The 20,277-nt window shown below is 25.6% G+C and carries 20 protein-coding genes, 2 pseudogenes and 2 riboswitches; of the genes and pseudogenes, 11 read left to right on the top strand and 11 right to left on the bottom strand.

Going from position 1 to position 20,277, the window contains the following annotated elements:
- Window positions 1-212 precede the first annotated feature (212 nt).
- Window positions 213-322, bottom strand: a riboswitch (TPP riboswitch).
- Window positions 323-405: 83 nt separating this feature from the next.
- From DJ007_RS03560 to DJ007_RS03530, 7 genes are all read right to left on the bottom strand, one after another.
- Window positions 406-1,041 carry a hypothetical protein gene (locus DJ007_RS03560; RefSeq protein ID WP_129408365.1) on the bottom strand — a complete coding sequence of 212 codons (636 nt, stop codon included), beginning with the start codon at window positions 1,039-1,041 and terminating at the stop codon, window positions 406-408.
- 85 nt (window positions 1,042-1,126) lie between these two features.
- Complete coding sequence (locus tag DJ007_RS03555; RefSeq protein WP_129408364.1) at window positions 1,127-1,546, bottom strand: hypothetical protein; 420 nt, start codon at window positions 1,544-1,546, stop codon at window positions 1,127-1,129.
- A 1-nt stretch (window position 1,547) separates the two neighbouring features.
- Window positions 1,548-2,462 (bottom strand): hypothetical protein, encoded by a 915-nt coding sequence (locus DJ007_RS03550; protein ID WP_129408363.1) that lies wholly within the window; start codon window positions 2,460-2,462, stop codon window positions 1,548-1,550.
- Window positions 2,463-2,518: 56 nt separating this feature from the next.
- Window positions 2,519-3,013 (bottom strand): hypothetical protein, encoded by a 495-nt coding sequence (locus tag DJ007_RS03545; protein ID WP_129408362.1) that lies wholly within the window; start codon window positions 3,011-3,013, stop codon window positions 2,519-2,521.
- Window positions 3,014-3,253: 240 nt separating this feature from the next.
- Window positions 3,254-3,362, bottom strand: a riboswitch (TPP riboswitch).
- 199 nt (window positions 3,363-3,561) lie between these two features.
- Window positions 3,562-3,780, bottom strand: a complete 219-nt coding sequence (locus tag DJ007_RS03540; RefSeq protein ID WP_129408361.1) for a hypothetical protein — start codon at window positions 3,778-3,780, stop codon at window positions 3,562-3,564.
- Between the two features lie 619 nt (window positions 3,781-4,399).
- Complete coding sequence (locus DJ007_RS03535) at window positions 4,400-5,242, bottom strand: hypothetical protein (protein WP_129408360.1); 843 nt, start codon at window positions 5,240-5,242, stop codon at window positions 4,400-4,402.
- Between the two features lie 104 nt (window positions 5,243-5,346).
- Window positions 5,347-5,736, bottom strand: coding sequence for a hypothetical protein (locus DJ007_RS03530; RefSeq protein ID WP_129408359.1), 390 nt, complete (start codon window positions 5,734-5,736; stop codon window positions 5,347-5,349).
- 476 nt (window positions 5,737-6,212) lie between these two features.
- On the opposite strand from DJ007_RS03530, the gene DJ007_RS03525 reads away from it, so the two are divergent.
- From DJ007_RS03525 to DJ007_RS03475, 11 genes and pseudogenes are all read left to right on the top strand, one after another.
- On the top strand, window positions 6,213-7,019 hold the full coding sequence (locus tag DJ007_RS03525; RefSeq protein WP_129408358.1) for a lipoate--protein ligase family protein: 807 nt from the start codon (window positions 6,213-6,215) through the stop codon (window positions 7,017-7,019).
- A gap of 36 nt (window positions 7,020-7,055) precedes the next feature.
- Window positions 7,056-7,463 (top strand): pyridoxamine 5'-phosphate oxidase family protein, encoded by a 408-nt coding sequence (locus tag DJ007_RS03520; RefSeq protein ID WP_129408357.1) that lies wholly within the window; start codon window positions 7,056-7,058, stop codon window positions 7,461-7,463.
- A gap of 2 nt (window positions 7,464-7,465) precedes the next feature.
- Window positions 7,466-8,446, top strand: coding sequence for a pyruvate dehydrogenase (acetyl-transferring) E1 component subunit alpha (gene pdhA / locus DJ007_RS03515; RefSeq protein WP_165973985.1), 981 nt, complete (start codon window positions 7,466-7,468; stop codon window positions 8,444-8,446).
- Window positions 8,443-9,419: pseudogene (locus tag DJ007_RS03510) on the top strand (pyruvate dehydrogenase complex E1 component subunit beta). The gene pdhA and the pseudogene DJ007_RS03510 overlap by 4 nt, the downstream one beginning before the upstream one ends.
- A 12-nt stretch (window positions 9,420-9,431) precedes the next feature.
- A pseudogene (locus DJ007_RS03505) lies at window positions 9,432-10,648 on the top strand (dihydrolipoamide acetyltransferase family protein).
- A gap of 12 nt (window positions 10,649-10,660) precedes the next feature.
- Complete coding sequence (locus DJ007_RS15425) at window positions 10,661-11,422, top strand: dihydrolipoyl dehydrogenase family protein (protein WP_206076068.1); 762 nt, start codon at window positions 10,661-10,663, stop codon at window positions 11,420-11,422.
- On the top strand, window positions 11,419-12,039 hold the full coding sequence (locus DJ007_RS15420; protein WP_368359437.1) for an oxidoreductase dimerization domain-containing protein: 621 nt from the start codon (window positions 11,419-11,421) through the stop codon (window positions 12,037-12,039). Before DJ007_RS15425 ends, DJ007_RS15420 begins: the two co-directional genes overlap by 4 nt.
- Before the next feature lie 77 nt (window positions 12,040-12,116).
- On the top strand, window positions 12,117-12,728 hold the full coding sequence (locus DJ007_RS03490) for a TetR/AcrR family transcriptional regulator (protein WP_165973984.1): 612 nt from the start codon (window positions 12,117-12,119) through the stop codon (window positions 12,726-12,728).
- A 13-nt stretch (window positions 12,729-12,741) separates the two neighbouring features.
- Window positions 12,742-14,862 (top strand): efflux RND transporter permease subunit, encoded by a 2,121-nt coding sequence (locus DJ007_RS03485; protein WP_165973983.1) that lies wholly within the window; start codon window positions 12,742-12,744, stop codon window positions 14,860-14,862.
- Between the two features lie 90 nt (window positions 14,863-14,952).
- Window positions 14,953-16,476: an AAA-like domain-containing protein gene (locus tag DJ007_RS03480; protein WP_129408604.1), complete on the top strand. Its 1,524-nt coding sequence runs from the start codon at window positions 14,953-14,955 to the stop codon at window positions 16,474-16,476.
- Window positions 16,477-16,496: 20 nt separating this feature from the next.
- Entirely contained in the window at window positions 16,497-17,285 is a 789-nt protein-coding gene (locus DJ007_RS03475) for a patatin-like phospholipase family protein (RefSeq protein WP_129408352.1), read from the top strand.
- Here DJ007_RS03475 and DJ007_RS03470 read toward each other — a convergent pair.
- The 4 genes from DJ007_RS03470 to DJ007_RS15405 form a co-directional block, all read right to left on the bottom strand.
- Window positions 17,254-18,771 (bottom strand): MutS-related protein, encoded by a 1,518-nt coding sequence (locus tag DJ007_RS03470; RefSeq protein WP_129408351.1) that lies wholly within the window; start codon window positions 18,769-18,771, stop codon window positions 17,254-17,256. The two genes, DJ007_RS03475 and DJ007_RS03470, sit on opposite strands and share 32 nt — an antisense overlap.
- Window positions 18,768-19,259, bottom strand: a complete 492-nt coding sequence (locus DJ007_RS15415; RefSeq protein ID WP_206076066.1) for a MutS-related protein — start codon at window positions 19,257-19,259, stop codon at window positions 18,768-18,770. Before DJ007_RS15415 ends, DJ007_RS03470 begins: the two co-directional genes overlap by 4 nt.
- Window positions 19,260-19,804: 545 nt before the next feature.
- Window positions 19,805-20,038: a hypothetical protein gene (locus DJ007_RS15410; RefSeq protein ID WP_206076065.1), complete on the bottom strand. Its 234-nt coding sequence runs from the start codon at window positions 20,036-20,038 to the stop codon at window positions 19,805-19,807.
- Between the two features lie 86 nt (window positions 20,039-20,124).
- Window positions 20,125-20,268 (bottom strand): hypothetical protein, encoded by a 144-nt coding sequence (locus DJ007_RS15405; RefSeq protein WP_206076064.1) that lies wholly within the window; start codon window positions 20,266-20,268, stop codon window positions 20,125-20,127.
- Window positions 20,269-20,277 lie beyond the last annotated feature (9 nt).

The raw sequence follows: 20,277 nt of genomic DNA, 5'->3' as shown, positions 1-20,277 counted from the left end.
ATTTTCACCTTAGTTTTTGGTCTTCACAATTTGCTGATAATTTTATCAAAAAAAAAAAAAAAGTAAACAAAATCGTGGTAAATTTGCTATTAATTTTATATTTCCAAAATTTGATAAATTTACTTAATTATTTTATCGTATGATATATTAATTAAGTTAAAAAATTAATATATAACTTACAAAAAATCTCCTGCACGAAGCAGGAGATTGATTTTTATCTCTGCTCCGCTCCTTTCGCTGGTATTAACCAGATCAAGTTATAAGGGTCAGAGGTTTCCACCTCACTCTCAGCTACGGATTAGTAGCTCCCCTGCGGATCTTTTCTATTCACTTTTCATTCTGATTATATCATTATTTTTCCTGTATTTCAAGGGAGGTTGTTTGTGTTTTTTTTAATCTTTAAGTTTATTTTTGATATATTTCATCTAAAATTCCAATTTCTTTTGCTAATTTTAATGTATTTTGAATATATATACCTCTTACTTGTGAAAATTTTTCATATATTTGTAGATATTCTATCAAATTTTCTACTGATGGTGTTTCAAAATTAAAACTTTTTAATAATTTCTTTATTTCATTATACTTTTTTTGATAAAACAAGTATTTTTTAGACATAATGGCTATATTTTCTTTATAATAAAATTTTTCTCTCTTTTCATTAAATTCTGGAGAATTTAAATTATTCATTTCCTCTATATTTCCCAAATTGACATAAATCGAAAGATTAAAATAATTACTTTTAAAGGAGTAATTTAAAGATAAATTTACTCCTGAAAATTTAAATAAATTCAAACGAACACCATAATCATAGGTTTCAAAGTTTGTGTCTAAATAAAAATCAGCAATATTTGAAAAATTATTAATGTATGTACTGTTGTTATTTAATTTATATCCTAATTTAGACATTTTAAAATTGAGAGGTTCATTACTTATATTTAAATCAATCTCTTTCAAAATTTCTAAAAATTTTGGATTTTCACATAAATTTAAATATTTTAAAGAAGTATCCGCTCCTATCATATTCTTTAAATCTAATTCCATTTCTTCTATTGTAATTTTTTTAAATATATTCTATTTTCTAATTCATTTATTATTTGATTATATTTTTCTAAATTTCTTTTCTTTTTTAAATCTCATTAATTTTTAAATATAAATCAAGTGATTCTTTCTCGTTATAAATCATGGAATATAAATTTAAAATACGGTATATAATCTCATTCTTTTTTTGTTTTTTATTCAAAGAATTATATTCTTTTTCAAGATTATATCTAAATATTTTTGAATTTGCCATAATAATTGAAGAAATAGAAATAGATGTTGATAAATTAATAAAATTGCTATTAAAAGTTAAAGATAAGCTGGGTTGAATAATATCTTTCAATAAGTTAACTGTATTTAAATTATTCAATTTATTGTCTATCATTTTTACTTCATATGAGCTATTTATTCCGGAAAAAACAAGTCTTTCAAAAGAATATTTTTTTTCATTTCCAAATACAAAAGAGGATATAAAAATTATTATTAAAAACGATACTCTTTTCAACATATTATTCTCCTTTATAATCATAAATATTTACTAAAATACTACCATCACTCAGACCGTTTAAACCAACTATAGCATTCGGGATCTCATATATAACATCTTTTATTTTCCAGCTTTCAGTATTAAATATTATTAATTTATTATTACTGTATATAGCAATATTACTATCACTTATAAAGGTTACAAAATATGGTGGATTTGTTATTATTTCTGGATAATTATTATTTAAATCTATTTCTTTTATTGCTTTTGTTTCATTATTAAAGTATTCAATTTTTATATTATCTATAAAAACAACATCTCCTTTTGTATTTACATCCAGTTTATATTCACCAGTAATATTATTTTTTATCATAATGTCTTCTTTATCGGTTATATTTAAAAGATGAAGTTCTATCTCATTTTTATTATTTTGTATAACAAAAGATAAAAAATTATCATTGATTTTTGATGGATACATATCAAAATATGATGAATTCAAATAAGATTTTATTAACTTCCATTTTTTCTCAGATAAAGAATATTGATAAATTTCTAAGTTATTATTTTTATGATTATTATAAAAAAATACTACAGAATTGCCATTTGTTACAAAATGAAAAGTGGAGTCATATGAAGGTATTGGAAATTTATCTAATGTAATAACATTCCATTTGACTAAATTTTCTAAATTGGATATATATAGATTGTTTCTACCCATATTTTCAAATAAAACAATGTTTCCATTTTTACCAGATGCAAACTTATCGATGCTTATATATTTTTCAATTTCTTTTGAGTATAAAAACTTAATTTTATAATTTTCTACTTCCATGGTTCTAATAAAATTATTAGCAGAAGGAATTAAAATGTTATAATCTGCAAAGGTTAAAATAAAAGATACAACAATAATAAATACTACTAAAATTCTCTTTCTCATATTACTCCTCCTATCCTAATTCCCATAACAAATACTGTTATGGGGAATGTATTTTTTTATAAACCTTTTAATTCCGTTTTTGTAGTTTCACTGATTGTAGTTTTATAAAATAACTGATCATTACTCCTATCAATAGTTTTTATAGTACCATCATCATAAATCTCTTTTTCTTCTACCCAGTATTTATAATAATATCTAGTATTAGTAGTTTTTTTATATAAGTACCAACCATAATATGGAGGAATTGATACATTATATGTTCTTGTAATTTCTGTTGAATCTTCTCTTTTTCCACCCAACCCTAATTTTCCTAGAAGATTTAAATCAATTGACCAACTCCACGAATTTGTTAACTTAATTGAATAATTAAAATTTTCAGATACGGAGCTTCTATTTTCTTCTCCAGTTACATACTCCCATGCAGTTTCACCCAACTTTGAACTGTTTAAATAAGAATAATGATATTTAGTGACAGTTTTTAAAATACTTGCAGCATTTAAGCTTGTTACAAACAGCACTATTAATAAAATAAAAATATACCACTTTTTCACAACCATCCCTCCAATATATTTTTTTTAATAACTGGCGCCAGCAAAAATATTAATTTATTCGTCTATCATTTTATCAAAAAAAAAAAAGGTAAACAAAATCGTGGTAAATTTACTATTAATTTTATATTTCTAAAATTCGATAAATTTACTTAATTATTTTATCATATGATATATTAATTAAGTTAAAAAATTATTATATAACTTACAAAAAATCTCCTGCACGAAGCAGGAGATTGATTTTTTTATCTCTGCTCCGCTCCTTTCGCTGGTATTAACCAGATCAAGTTATGAGGGTCAGAGGCTTCCACCTCACTCTCAGCTACGGATTAGTAGCTCCCTGCGGATCTTTTTTATTCACTTTTCATTCTGATTATATCATTATTTTTCCTGTATTTCAAGGAAGGTTGTTTGTGTTTTTTAATCTTTAAGTTTGTTTAATAAGTTTTCTAATTTACTGATATTTTCTGGTATATCTATTTCAATAGATGCTCCAAAAATAAAACCTAAATTATTATTTAATAAATCTTCTTTTATTCCACCGCTTATATTTATATTTTGATAAAAATTAGATTTTTCAATGTGCTATTTAAATATAAATATATAGTGGAATATGAAATACCTTTATCTGACCAGGTAAGTAGATTTTCTACATTTGCTGAAGCAAAATCAGTTATGTTCCATATGGCGGTATTATAATTTGAGATATCATAAATTGATATAACATTGGAAAAATTTATTGTTAATCTTGCACCACTTGATAATATCATGCTTTTGTTTTTATATCCAATTATTCCATCTAATAAAATAAAATAGTTATCCTGTGTTGTTGAATAAAAACCTGGAAAATATCCTACACTAATTGCACATACTAATGGAGTTTGTTCAATAAAGTCTGTATTAATTTTAACTTTTGCTATTCCCTCTGTTGATACTCCACCACCAATTTCAATGAAGTTTAGTATTCCCTAATTTAATGAAAATTTTGTCAGATTAAAAAGCTCTAACTTTAAACTTCCTTCATCAATAAAAGGCAATGGATTTATAGAAACTATTGAGAAAATGTTAATTGTAATACACAAAATAAGTAATAAGATAGTTTTTTCATATTTTCACTCCTCATTAACAGTAAATCTTTACTTTCATGAGAATTACTGTCCTTTTTCATTTAAGTTTTTAGAGTAATTATAAACAGACTTTATCCAATCAATTTTTAATCCTTTCCATGTTCTTACGATATAAAAGATTATTTCAGCATTTTCAGGATATTTTATTTTTTTGAGTTTTTCTTTATCTATTTCTCTTTTTATTATATTACCTTTAGAATCTAAATCATAAGAGATTAGATTTCCATTTATAATATGTACAATATATTCATTGTTTTTTTTTTTATATTTGAATTTTTATATTTATGGTTAAAACATCGTCATCTAAATGTATATAATATTCTTTCATAAGTTTCTCAGATGTTTTTGGATCTAAAACATATTTTTTTCTTTCTTCTATCATCTTGCTTAAATAAGCTTTAAGGGAATCCTTTATAGTATTAGAAGATAATGTATTATCATTAAGGGCGTTAAGGTAATATATTTTAGCATAATACATTGTATCATAATATTTTTCTAATATAAGTAATGGATTAAAATATGTATTATATATAAATGTTATTAAAAAATATGCTGATAATATTCCTAATATTAGATAAATAAGTATTTCAAATAGATTTTTAGGGCTTTTCGTACCATACATAATAAATTCCCCATTTATATAATTTAAATAATTATCTTTTGCTATTAAACATAATTTGGAAATATTATTGTAATTTGGAGAATCTTTTACATCAAGATTTTCTCTGGTTATAGTAGTTTCATCAAGTTTTTCTCGTGTTTCTATTGTACCATTATATTTATACTTTGTTATTCCTTCTACTCTTACTTTTAAACTGCTATAATTACGTTCAGCTATAGCAAAAACTTTTTCCCATCCTTTTTTCCAATTTCCATTTTCTGAAATGTAATGTATAATATATACTTTTTTTAATGTATAATGTCTTGCTTCTTCAGTTGTTGTTTTTGTTATTTTAAAATTGTTTTTAAGATATGAAATAAAATCTCCTGTATATTGTATATATTCAATGATGTTTTTTAATTTTGAGGCAATAGAATTAATAATGTTATTTGTAGCTATATTTAATATAGTATTTAATGTTGCATTAAATATTCTTCTTGACATTTCTCCATCAGTAAGTCCAGTTTTTGAAGTATCAATTCTATATCCAAAAGTATATTGGCCAGGATCTAATTCATCGTACAGAGATTCATAAGCACCTTTATTTTTTACAGTATTAAGATAATCTTCAAAAGTAAATATTTTATTCGGTAAAAATAATTCTTTAGAGTTACTAATATTATTGTAATAATATATTTTATTAGCGAATATTTTTTGTCCCTTGAATTTTTAATAGAGAAAATTTTTTCATTTTTTATTTCAAATATATACTCTATATTACCTTCTTTATCAAATATCTCTTGCTTTACCAACTTTCCACCTTCAAAATAATTTTTGAAAACCAAAAAACCATCTTTAGTATAATACTCGGATGTTTTAATAACATTATTATCATATAGATAACTTTCTAAATCATTACTATTTTCAACATTTTTTCCTAATTTTTCAACATTAGTACATGATATAAAAAATATACTATCTCCTTTTTCATTCTCCATACTCCCATCATTTTTTTATTTCCTTTTTGCAACAAATAGCGCGCTATTGTTGATTAATATTATTATTTGATTTTGGAATATATAAAGTAGTTAAAGAGTTAAAAAAGAATATTGATAATATTATCACAATAATAAAAAATATTTTTATAACTCCATCTAATTTTACATATTCTACAATTTACATATCATTTTATCAAAAAAAAACAAAAAGTAAACAAAATCGTGGTAAATTTGCTATTAATTTTATATTTCCAAAATTCGATAAATTTACTTAATTATTTTATCGTATGATATATTAATTAAGTTAAAAAATTATTATATATAAATTACAAAGCACAATCACAAGAGTCTTTGATTTTTTATCCCATTAAAACATTTGACTACATATTTTAATATTTTTTTAACATTTAATTCCGATAAAAATGGTAGAATTTAAATGTAAATAAAATTAAAATTATTATAAAGAAGGAATAAGTATGAAATTAAAAGTAATTGAAAGCAAAAATACAAACGTTTATTATAATCTTGCTATAGAAGAAAATTTACTAAATAATTTTAATAAAGAAATTTTCCTATTTTTTTGGAAATCAAAAAATTCTATAGTAATAGGAAAACATCAAAATCCATGGAGAGAGATTAATTTTGAAAAGATAGAAGATATTAATATTGCCAGAAGAGTTTCAGGTGGAGGAACGGTATATCATGATTTAGGAAATCTCAATTATTCAGTTATAGCTTCAAAAAATTTATTAACGAGTGAAATTATTTTTGAGATTATCCTAAAAGCTTTAAAAAGCATAGGAATAAATGCATATAAAAATTATAAGAACGATTTAATGTATAAAGATTATAAGTTTTCTGGAAGTGCTTTTTGTATAAAAAAGAATATGTTTCTGCATCATGGTACGTTATTAATAAATTCTGATATTCAAAAAATAAAGGATGTTTTAAATATTAATCCTATATTTGAAACACATGCTACTATATCCAAACCATCAAAAATTATTAATCTGAGAGAAATCAACTTTTGTATAGATGAAGAAATGATTAAAAATAATATTATATTGAATTTTTCCAGATTTTTAAACATGAAATATGAATATATTCAAACAAAATATTTTAGGAATGAGGAATTAATTGAAAAGCATAAATCCTGGGAATGGATATATGGAAAAACACCACGATTTACCTTAAATATAGGTAATAAAAAGGTTTTAGTAGAAAATGGGTATATAAACAACGAATGTAAATTTAATTTAAATGAACTATATCAAATGATATGAGGGGGATATTATGAATTCAAAGGAAATTTTAAAAAAATTTTAGAATTATTGGAAAAGAGTAAAACTGGAATATTAGCCTGGGTAGGAAAGGATGGATTTCCTGAAACTCGATGGATGTCACCTGGTATAAATAATGATGCAGTTGTGGCAATAACTATGGAGGATTTTCCAAAGGTTATAGATTTAGAAAAAAACAATGCAGTTCAATGGATGTTTCAAAATCCAGAGCTTACTGAAATAGTAAATGTATATGGTAAAGTTCAAATTATTGAAGATGCAGGATATAAATCTGAAATTTTAGAAAAATTATCAAAAAATTTAGTTGCCATATGGAAATTAAAGGAAGACGGAGATTTTGTAGTTTTAGAAACAATAATAGAAAAAGCTGTATATTATGACACTATGAATGGAATAAAAACATTAGTAAAGTTTGAGGAGGAATAAACATGCCTATTGAAAATATTGAAAAAAACAAATTAAAAGATATGTTATATAAAATGATTTTAATTAGAAGATTTGAAGAAAAGGCAGCACAATCATACGGATTAAAAAAAATTGGTGGTTTTTTACATTTATACATTGGAGAAGAGGCTGTTGCAGTTGGTTCAATATCAAATTTAAATATGAAAAATGATTATGTTGTTGCAGCGTATAGAGACCATGGACATGCTTTAGCTGCTGGAATGGATCCAAATTCATTAATGGCTGAATTATATGGGAAAATCACAGGTTGTTCTAAAGGCAAGGGCGGTTCTATGCATTTTTTTGATTATGAAAAACATTTCTTTGGTGGAAATGGAATAGTAGGGGCCCAAATACCTGTTGCAACTGGAGTAGGTTTAAAAATAAAATATAAAAAAGAAGATGGAGTTGTATTATGCTATTTTGGTGATGGAGCTATTCACCAGGGTTCTTTTCATGAAAGTTTAAATATAGCGAAAATATGGAATCTACCAGTAGTATATATTTGTGAAAACAATCAATATGGTATGGGAACTGATTTCAGAAGGGTTTCTTCTGTAGATGATTTTTCTATTATGGCTCAATCGTATGGAATGAAAGGAAAACAGGCAAATGGAATGGATGTTATAGAAATGTATGATGTGACAAAGGAAGCTATAAAATCAGCTAAATCAGGAACTCCATATTTGATAGAAGCCAAAACATATAGATATAAAGGACATTCTATGAGTGATCCTGCAAAATATAGAACAAAAGAAGAACTTGAAGAATATAAAAAAAGAGATCCAATATATTCTTTTAAAGAAAAATTAAAAGAAATGAATGTGATTAATGAAGAAGAATATATAGCAATGGATAAAAAATGTAAAAAAATGGCTAAAGATGCGATAGATTTTGCAGAAAAAAGTCCGGAACCGGATTTAAGCGAATTATATACAGATGTATATGTAGGAGTGAAAATATGAGAAAAATTACTATGAGAGAAGCTATTAGAGAAGCAATGGATGAAGAAATGGCAAGAGATAAAAATGTTATATTAATGGAGAAGAAGTTGCTCAATATAATGGTGCATATAAAGTAAGTCAGGGATTATTTGATAAATATGGTGAAGAAAGAGTAAAAGATACTCCAATTACAGAAGGAGGATTTGCAGGAGTTGGGATTGGTGCAGCAATGGCAGGATTAAGACCTATAGTAGAATTTATGACTTTCAATTTTGCATTACAGGCTTTTGATCAAATAGTTAATAATGCAGCAAAGATGAGATATATGTCAGGTGGGCAATTCAAAATGCCGATAGTTTTCAGAGGACCAAATGGACCTGCTGAGTATTTAAGCTCCCAGCATTCACAAGCAACACAAACATTTTTTGCACATGTTCCAGGTTTAAAGGTTATTACACCAGCAACACCTTATGATGCAAAGGGACTATTAAAAACCGCAATTAGAGATGATAATCCTGTTATTTTTTTAGAAGGTGAAATGATGTATTCCTGGGAAGGCGAAGTACCTGAAGAAGAATATATTATAGAATTTGGAAAAGCAGATATTAAAAATGAAGGAAACGACGTTACTATAATTACCTATTCAAAACCTTTAAAGGTTGTTATGGAGAGTGTTACTTTACTTGAAAAAGAAGGTATAAATGCTGAGGTTGTTGATTTAAGAAGTATAAGGCCTTTAGACGAAGAAACTATAATTAAATCAGTTATGAAAACAAATAGATGTGTTATTGTTGATGAATCATGGCCTTTTGTTAGTGTGGCATCTCATGTTGGATGGTTGATATCTAACAAAGCATTTGATTATTTAGATGCACCAGTAGAATTAGTTACCTCAGAAGATGTGCCGCTGCCATATAATCACAAATTAGAACTTGCAGCTCAACCATCGGTTGAAAAAATAATTAATGCAGTAAAAAAAGTATTGTATATTTAGGAGGAAGATATTATGGCTAATAAATTATTAATGATTGCATTATCTCCTACCATGGAAAAAGGAACTATAGTAAAGTGGAATGTTAAAGAAGGAGATTCTTTTAAAGAAGGAGATATTTTATGTGAAGTTGAAACGGATAAAACTACCATGGAATATGAATTAATGGAAGAAGGAACTATATTAAAAATCATTGTACCCGAGGGTGGAAAGGCAGCTGTTGGAGATGCTATTGCCATCTACGGTGAAGAGGGTGAAGATTACTCAGATTTAATCAATGAAATAGAAAATAATAATGATGAAAACAAAGCTGATAATAAAGATAAAGAAAAAAATGTGGAAAATAATAAAGATAATAAAATAAATAATTTTGATATAAACAGAATAAAAATTTCACCATTAGCTAAAAAGATAGCATTGATGAAAAATATCAATATTTCAAAAATAAAAGGTTCTGGACCTGGTGGAAGAATTATTAAAAGAGATATAGAAAATTACAAAGTAGAAAAAGGAATTTCATATACATCTAATTCTACTGTTGTTGAAACCACTGATGAGGATATTATTATACCATTATCAGATAAAAGAAAAATTATTGGAGAAAGACTTTCTGAATCAAAATACACATCTCCACATTTCTATTTAACAGTAAGTGTTAATATGGAAAATATTATGGAAAACAGAAAGAAAATAAATAATATGCTAAATGAGAAAATTTCATTAAACGCATTTTTAATAAAATTAATTGCAAATACATTAAAGAAACATAAGAGGGTGAACTCCACTTTAAACGGTGAAAATATTATAGAATTTGGAAGAGTGGATATTGCTATTGCTGTAGCTCAAGATGATGGATTAATTACCCCAGTTGTTAGAAATGCGGATAAAAAAGGTATTTTACAGGTAGAAAATGATTTAAGAGAATTAATTGACAGGGCAAAAAATAATAAATTGGAACCAGAAGAATATACAAATTCAACATTTACCATTAGCAATCTTGGATCTTTTGGAATAGATGAATTTACAGCAATTATAAATCCCCAGGCTCTGCAATATTAGCTATTGGAATGATAAAAAAGACTCCTATAGTAGTAAATGATGAAATAGTTATAAAACCTATAATGAAAATCACATTATCTTCTGATCATAGAATAATAGATGGCGCAGTAGGAGCTGCATTTATGAAAGATTTAAAAGAAACATTAGAAAATCCAATATTGGCAATACTTTGAAGAGGTGAGAGTATGAAATATGATTTAATAGTTATAGGTTCTGGACCTGGTGGATATGTTGCTGCAATAAGAGCATCACAGTTAGGTTTAAAAACTGCAGTAATTGAAAAAGGAAAAGTTGGAGGGGTTTGTTTAAATATAGGTTGTATTCCCTCAAAAGCTTTGATTCATCAGGCAGAAACCTTTTCGAGAATAAATGAATTAGAATATATGGGATTAAAAGTAGATAGAAGTGGATTTAATTATAAAAAAGTATTTGAAAAATCCAGAAAAGCTGCAGATACATTATCAAGAGGAGTTCAGTATTTATTGAAAAAGAACAGTATTGATTTAATTATCGGTGAAGGTAAGTTAAAAAGCAAAAATGAAGTAATTGTTAATGACAAAGATATATATTCTGCAAAATATATACTATTAGCTACAGGATCAAAACCAAAATCAATACCGGGTTTTGAAATTGATGAAGAACAGATTTTAAGTTCGAATGGAGCTTTAATGCTTGAAAAATTGCCAGAGTCTATAGCTATAATTGGTAGTGGAGTTATAGGTATTGAGTTTGGATATATAATGAATGCTTTTGGAGTGAATGTACATATTATTGAAATATTAGACAGAATACTACCAACAGAAGATTTAGAAATAGCTGAGTTTTTAGAAAAGATGTACAGAAAAAGGAAGATTAATATATATAAATCGACAAAATCAAAAATTATAAAAAAGAATGAAAATAGTATTATATTGGAATTAGATAATAATGAAAAAAATCAAGAATAGAGGTTGAAAAAATATTAGTTGCTGTTGGTAGAGAACCAAATACAAAGAATATTGGATTAGGAAATATAGGTATAGAGTTGGAAAAAGGATTTGTTAAGGTTAGAGAATATTATAAGACTAATGTAGAAAATATTTATGCAATAGGAGATATAATTAATACTCCTCAACTTGCACATGTTGCTTCTAAAGAAGGAGAAATTGCTGTAGAAAATATGGTAGGACATAAAACAGAAAAGTTTATTGATATTAATAAAATACCATCTGCTATCTATTCTGAACCTCAAATTGCAAGTTTTGGTTATACAGAAGAAAAGTTGAAAGAAAAGAAAATAGATTATAAGAAATTTATATTTCCATACAGAGGAATTGGAAAATCTGTTGCAATTGAAAAGTCAGAAGGATTTGTAAAAATATTAACTGATAAAAATACAGATGAAATTCTTGGGGCACATATTGTTGGTGCAGAGGCAACAGAATTAATTCATGAAATGTTACTGGCTAAAAATGCAGAATTATTACCAGAAGATATTTCGAAAATGATACATACACATCCCACACTTTCTGAAGGGATTATGGAAGCCTTTAGAGGAATAGAAGGTTGGGCGATTCACATTTAAAAGTTCCCTGTTTTATCAGGGAACTTTTTTATTTGACTTTAAGAGAAATATGAGTTATAATTAAATCGAACGTTCGTTTGAAAAAAGGAGGTGGTAATATTACAACATTGAAAGAAAGAATTTTAAATTCTGCAGTTGAACTTTTTTATAAAAAAGGTTTTGAAGCAACAGGGGTTAGAGAAATTGCCAAAAAAGCAAATGTTAGTACTTCTATGATTAATTATCATTTTGGTTCTAAAAAAGGCATATTAAAGGAGATAATGGAAATATTTTTTTCTCAAATGAATGAATTTCTGGATAATGAGCATATTGAAGAAAAAGATTTGGAACATAGATTAAGGGCGGCGATAAAATCCCTTGTATTTGCTTTAAGAAAAAATGAGAAAATGTTTAAAATAATTATGATCCAGATACCTGAAGATGATAAGGAATTAGTTAATTTAAGAGTGGAGAATTTAAAAAAGATTATATTTAAAAAAGTATTTATGAATGAATTTAAAGGTTTTGATAGTGATATTAGATATGACATTATAGGGCCAGCGTTAAGTGGAATGATTTTTTCACATTTTTTATTAAAAGATCTAATTCCTCAAATAACAGGAGCAACATTTGATGATAACTTTTATGAGATTTATCCAGATTATATAGCTGATATTTACTTATATGGAGCATTAAAGAAATTGATATAGGGAGATGATTTTTGTGGAAAGATATGTGGAATTTATATTTAAAAATAGAAAAAAACTTTTAGTATTGCTTGTATTAATAAACATTGTTGCATTGATAGGATTAATCCAGATAAAATTTAATGTAGATATGAAAACATTTTTACCAGCAGATTCAAAATACTTGAAAAGTTATAATATAATAGAAAAAAAATATAATCTTTCAGATCAATTAATAGTAATGCTGGAGACAGATAAAAATCCACTAAATGATATTGACACATATAAAAAATTGTGGTCTTTACAAAGGGAATTAGAAAAAATTAATGGCATAAATTTTATTTCCAGTTTATTTCCACAAACATTACCAGGATATAATATTAAATCTCCTGAAGATATATCAGAAAATTTTATAAAAAGATTAAGTCAAATAACATTATTTAAAGATAGATTTTTTAAAGAAAAAGACGGGAAATATTATACTTTATTTATTATTCCGTTGAAAACAGATAATTTAAACGTTGTAGATGAAATTGAAAAAAAATTAAACGGTATAACTCATTATGGTGCAGGAACATTATTTTTTACCAAAAAACTATATGATTATTTATTAAGTATAGTTATATTTTTACCACCATTTGCATTTATAATAATGTTTATTATTTTTACATTACAGTTAGGGTCTAAAAAAGTTGCATTATTCTCTGTTATTCCAGCGGGATTAGGCGCATTATGGACATTGGGACTAATGGGTTGGTCAGGTAGAGAGTTAAGCATAGCAAGTGTTCTGGTACCGATATTTACAATAATTATGGGAAGTGCGGATGGAATGCATTTTTTAACCCATTATATAGAATATATTGAAAGAGGTTTAGATAAAAAGAGTGCAGTTACAGAAACGCTTAAAAGTACAGGAATTGCAATGATAATGACAACAATAACAACAATAATAGGTTTTATTTCCATGATGTTTATAAATTCTAATATGATGAAAGAAATGGGATTATGGACATCATTTGGTATATGTTTTGCGGGAATTGCAACACTATATATTTTACCTGTCATAATATCTGGAAACGTAGAGTTAAAAAGAAAACGCACGCATATGTTTGATGTATCATTTACAAAAAAATTATGGAATAAGAAAGGGATATTTATATATTTAACTATAGTTTTGATATTTATATTGTTAATACCATCTATTACGATAAAATTTGATCAAATTTCAATGTTTAAAAAATATACTAAAGTAAGAAAAGATTATAATATATTAAATTCAGTATTTCAATTTAATATACCGGTAATGGTAGATTTTGAAACTAAAAAAGAACCTTTAGATAAGATTTATTATAATGAAATGAAGGAACTGGAGAAAGAACTGAAGGATAAAATAATTACATTTAATTATCCTCAAGACTTTTTGAATGTTATGGGAAAAGAGTTTTTTAATTTTAAATTTTATCCTAATCCTATTCAGGTATTAATAATAAAAAATGCATTGAAGGATAATCCTTCTGTGCCATTGTTTGATTTAATTGCAGGGAAAAGCTATTTGGGTATATTAACAACGATTGATAATTCACAAAAAACTCTTGAATTTGTTAAAAATACAATTGAAAATTTAAAAAATAAGGATACATTTAAAAATATAAATATTACTGGAATGCCATATGTTTTTAATGAGATGAATACAACTGTTTTAAACAGTCAAATAAAGAGTATTTTAGTTAGTTTGGTATTAGTATTCATATCTATTTTTATAATGATTAGAAGCTTAAAGATTTCCTTTTATGGAATATTACCCTTATTAGGCGCATTAATTGTTGAATTTGGAGTAATGGCTTTGTTTAAAATACCACTAAATATACAAAGTGCATTGATGGCAAACATTACAATAGGTGTAGGTGTTGATTATGCAATTCATATGATAGGAACATATAGATATTACAAAACAAGAAGTGAAAATCCGATAGAAGAAACATTTAATGTTGTTCAAAAACCAATAATGGCAAATGCGTTAGGTTTAGCCTTTGGATTGTCTATCTTAAATTTCTCACCATTTACATTCCATACATATTTGTCAATAATTATGTGGGTGGGAATGATAAGTGCCTCGATGTTTACATTAATATTGTTGCCTAATTTTCTGAAAAAATAAATTAATGAAAAATTGGAAAAAATAGAACTAAACCGGGATATCCCGGTTTTTGTAATTAAATGTGATATAATTCAAATGCGGGGTGAGATGATGAGAAGATTCTGTACAAGCGGACCTGTTGATAAAAAAACATGTTATTATGTAGAAAGAGAAGAATTAATGAAAGAAGCACTTGATCATATAAAAAATTGGAGATACTTTACAGTATCAGCACCGAGACAAACGGGAAAAACTACGTTTTTAAATGAAATAGTTGAAAAAACAAAAGAAAAATATTTACCTATATTTATTTCATTTGAGAGTTATTCAAATAAAACACAAAGTCAATTTTTAAAAACATTGATAAATGATATCATAGAGGATATAGAATATAGAAATAACATAAAAATAGAATTGAAAATACCAGATGAAATAGATGAAATAAGAACTATTTTAAAAGAAATATCTGAAAAAGTAAGAAAAGAAATAATATTTATGATAGACGAGTTTGAACAATTTAACAATGGAGAGTTAATGAATCAGTTTTTGCATGTGATAAGGAATATGTATCATAAAAGACAAGTATATAATCTCAGAACTGTAATATTGATCAGTGTAGGATATTTAAGTGGAGTATTAGAAGATAATGCAAGTCCGTTTAATATATCAGAACATATGGAAGTGCCATACTTTACAAAAGAACAGGTATATGATTTATTAAATCAACACGAAAAAGAAACAGGGCAGATATTTGATGAGAAAGTAAAAGAACTAATATGGCATAATGCAGGAGGGCAACCTGGATTAACCAATGCATTAGCATATGATTTAGTAATGAAAAAAGCAAAAGGAGAAAAGATAATAACAGAAAAACATTTTGAAAAGACATTATATGATTTTTTGAAAAAGTATATAAATAAAAACATAGAAAATGTAATATCAAAAGCAAAAAATGAAAAAGATTTAATAATGCAGATTTTATTTGAACCGGATAAAATAGAATTTGATATAAGTGATGAAAGAATAAAATATTTATATTTAAATGGAGTAATAGATGAATGTAATGGATATTGTTGTGTGAAGGTGCCATTATATTACAAAAAATTATACAATCATTTCAAACCACAAATAAATGGAGAAAAAACTTATATGGCGACAATAAAAGATACAATAAAGCCATATATAAGAGAAGATGGTAGTCTTGATTTAAACAAACTGCTAAAAAGATATATAAAATATATAAAACAAAGAGGAGCGATAATGTTTAAAGGAAGGAATTATTATGAAGGAGTATATCAATATAATCTGGATCAATTTCTAAGTTTATATGTAGAAGCAGCAGAAGGGAAGGTATATCCAGAAACAGAAGTGGGTGGAGGAAGGATAGATTTATTAATAAACCTGAATAACAAAGAATACTTAATAGAAGTAAAAGCAAATATAACAGGAAATGAATATGAAAAAGCGAAAAAACAATTATTGGAATATATAACAAGAAAAGGACAACGCGAAGGATGGTTAATAATATACTCAAACACAATAGAAGATTTTGAGTATATAACAGAAGAAAAAGATGGAGTAAAATTACATATATGGTTTATAAAAACAAATTTTGAAACTCCATCGAAAGTTTGATAAACTACGAGGTGGAACTGATGAAAAAATTATTTGTAATTGTTATGTTTGTAATACTAACTCTAAAAGTGTTTTCAAAAACATTACTTGTCCTTGGTGGTGGTGGAGCTGCAGGTGCATATGAAATAGGTGTTTTAAAATATATTGTAGAAAATAATATAGAAATTCATGGAGTATATGGTGTGTCAGCTGGGGCATTAAATGGAGCAGGTTTTGTTATGGGAAAATTAAATGAAGTCGAAAGATTATGGAAAAATATTGATGAAAAGGATATTTTTGATTTAAATATAGTTGATCATAATCCAAATATAAGACCATTTATATTTGATCCTTCACCTTTATACACTTTTTTAAAAAAAATAATTTCAGAAGATGCTATACTGAATTCAAAATATGATTATGGTATACTGACATTTAATATTACAGATTTTAAACCAGTTTTTCTCAGAAAAAATGAAATGGAAGGAAAAATGCTGGATTACATATTTGCAAGCGCCAGTTACCCTTTATTTGGAGCAATTGAAATAGATGGGAAAAAATATACAGATGGAGGTGTTTTTTCAAATGTATATCCAGCATTATTGGCAGAAAAATATGGCTATAATAATGTCATAGGTGTTTTTCCAGTAATAGATAATCCTGCAGACTGGATATTATATACGATTTTAAAAACGAAAAAGAATATTATAATTATAAGACCATCAGATTCTGTTCCATTTCCTCTTGAATTTTCTCCAGATTATTCAAAAATATTAATAAATATGGGTTATAAAGATGCTAAAAGAGAATTTTCTCTTCATTCTTTTTAAATATTTCAATATATAAATCTTTGCCATAACTTGTAGGTAAAGGTTTGCCTTCCAAAATCTTAAATGTTCTTATTCCATTATTACCTCTTTCAGCTCTTAAAAAAATAAAATTATTGAGTTTTTTATTAAAAAAATAATTTGAAAATTCATATAGATGTGTAACAAAAATTATTTTCATTTTTTTCTCTATAAGAGCTTTTATTATTCCTTTAGCAAGTTCCGAACCTTCTTTTTCGTTTGTGGAAGAAAAAGTTTCATTGAAAAATATAATTGAATTAGGTTCGATATTATTAATTATCTTATTTAATCGTATAAGTTCTTCTTCTAATTTTCCACTTTCCATTTTCTTATCTTCTCCACGGGTAAAATGTGAAAAAATTTTGTTTGATATATTAGCTGTAAAATATTTTGCGGGAACAAAAATACCGCTCTGCATTAACAGTTGAACTATTCCAAGGCTTCTTAAAAATGTTGTTTTGCCTCCCTGATTTGCACCTGTAATTACTATAATATCTTTATTATCTGCATTTAAATCATTACTTATGACTGTTTTATTTGTTGATAAAAGTAAAGAAAGTTCATATAATTCTTTAAAAATATATGTTCTTTTTTCCTGTTTTGCTGGAATAGGGAAAGATATTGGTATTCCCTTGTTTTTTATATTGTAATATAAATTTATAACTCCGATATAAAAAGCCAATTCCAGTTGTAATTGTTTAAAAAAATCCAGTATATGATCTGAAGATTGAGCTAATGCGTTTGATACATGATTAAGCGCATAATTTTTAATATCTGATAATGTTTCAAATCCGCTATCATCACGTGGATGTATGAAAAAAGTATACGAATTTTTAGACAGAATATTTTTGGAAAGAAATTTTTCTAAAAATTTTCTTTTTTTGCGTTTTATAAGTACATAATCCGTTCCTTTGTTGCCTTTTCCTAATTTTGCCTGAATAAATATTCCATTTTCAAATGTTAAATCTTTTAATTGCTTTTCTGCCAGTATAAAGAATTCGTTGTTTAAGTGACTTTTTATATTTTGGAAGAAATTTTTAAATCCATCAGATTCAAATTTGGTTGAATTTTTATCAGCGATATTCTTTAATGTTTTTAACATGATTAAAAACATTTTTAGTAGATTTATAGACTCGTTTAATATTGAAGAAGGTGTGCTTATAAAAATACCTAAACGATATTTCTGCCTATTCTCAATTGCTGATGTTGCCAAATTATATAGATCTTTAATTATTTGCGGATTTTTTAAGCAGTCTTTAATAATGTTTTGTCTATATAATATAGTATCTATATCCTTTTCATAAGATAAAATAACTTTTTTTGAAACTTTTTCTACTAAATCATCGTTGAGTGACATTGCTTTAAATATAGGTTCCAATCTAAAATCCACGATTAATTCATCATAATTTTCAGGTAGCTTTGTATCCACATTAAAATTCATATTTTTGTATAAAAGATAAACTTTCATATTTTGATTCGCTCCTTTAAGCAATTATAAGTTAAGCAATATTTCTTTGCTATAGATAGAGCGTATGCATATCCATCAGCATTTTTTCTTGAAATTTTAAATGTTCTAATAGAAGGATCATCAGAAGATACTAATGCTACCATACTTACAATTCGTGGATCCATATGAGTTAATTCGTCCAAAAATGTTACATAAATTCCCAAAGCATCTAAATTTAATATTTTTTCTATAATATTTTTTGCCAGATAAATAGCATCTTCAATTGTTGTAGAAGAAAATATTTCATTCATTATGATAAGGCTATTAGAGGTTGAATTATCCATAATGTGTTTTATTTTAATTAAATCGTCTTCAAGTTTTCCTCTAATATTTTTGTTATTTTCTTCCTTTTCAAAGTGTGTGAATATATTATCCCAAAGTAGTAATTTAGCATTTGTTCCAGGAACTGGAAGACCAAGTAATGCAAAATAGTGTAATTGTCCAATCATTCGTGCAAAAGTTGTTTTACCCCTTGATTGGGCCAGTGATTATAATAATCCTTTCATTATTTTCCACATAAAAATCATTTGTAATAATTTTAGAGTTTTTATAAATTAATTGATGAGCTAATGCCATATCAAAACTATTATATGCATAAATCTCTTTTTCAAAAGAAATTTTTGGATAGCAAAAATAAAGATTATTTTTTTTAAATTTTTCAATATACTCTAAATAAGCAATATAAAACTGTATTTCTCTATTAAAATTTCTAATTTTCTCATTTAAAAAATCCTTATTTTTTGGTAAAAATTATCGAGATTTTTAAAAACCTCAGGATAAAATTTTGCAACATAATTTATTATTTTATTCTCAACATGATTCATATTTGGACTAAATGAAATTTTAGCAGTATAATCTTTTGCGCATTTTTCTTTAAATCTTTTAAAGGTTTTTATTACATTAACAGCATAATTAGTTTTTTTATCACATTTATATACAGTAACCTTAGAACCGTTAATATTCAGGCAATATGTGATTTTTGATAGTTGATTTTTTAAGTCATTTGATACGTTTTTAAAGAAATGAAATAATTTGATTTTGAATATTTTAATATAAAATTTTTAAATATAGATAATCCTTCTGATTGAATTTTTTCCGAATTAAATGTATTTACCAGCATTTCAATAGCATTACAGTATAGAAGAACAGTTTCCAAGAACCAACCTTCCTTATTTATTTTGTATTCAAGATTTTTTATCAATGCAAGATTTAATTTTATATTATACATTATTTTAGAAAAAAGTTTAATTTTTTTAAGTAAAGAGTTATTACACTCAAGTTCTTTGATAATTTCCTGTCTGTAATTAATATCAACTATATTTGAAAGGGGGTTAAGTAAAAGGATTTTAAATAGTATTCCTCCCAACCATATAATATTGAATTTATAATTCTATCAATATTCAAATCTTTAAGGAATTCATCATTTTCATTTATTTTTTTTCTACTTTTACTATTCATATTTTAAAT

The sequence above is a fragment of the Marinitoga lauensis genome, assembly GCF_004135675.1.
In the GTDB taxonomy this organism is placed as follows: Bacteria; Thermotogota; Thermotogae; order Petrotogales; family Petrotogaceae; genus Marinitoga; species Marinitoga lauensis.
The sequence above is the reverse complement of the archived record's forward strand: the minus strand, read 5'-3'. Positions and strand labels throughout refer to the sequence as shown.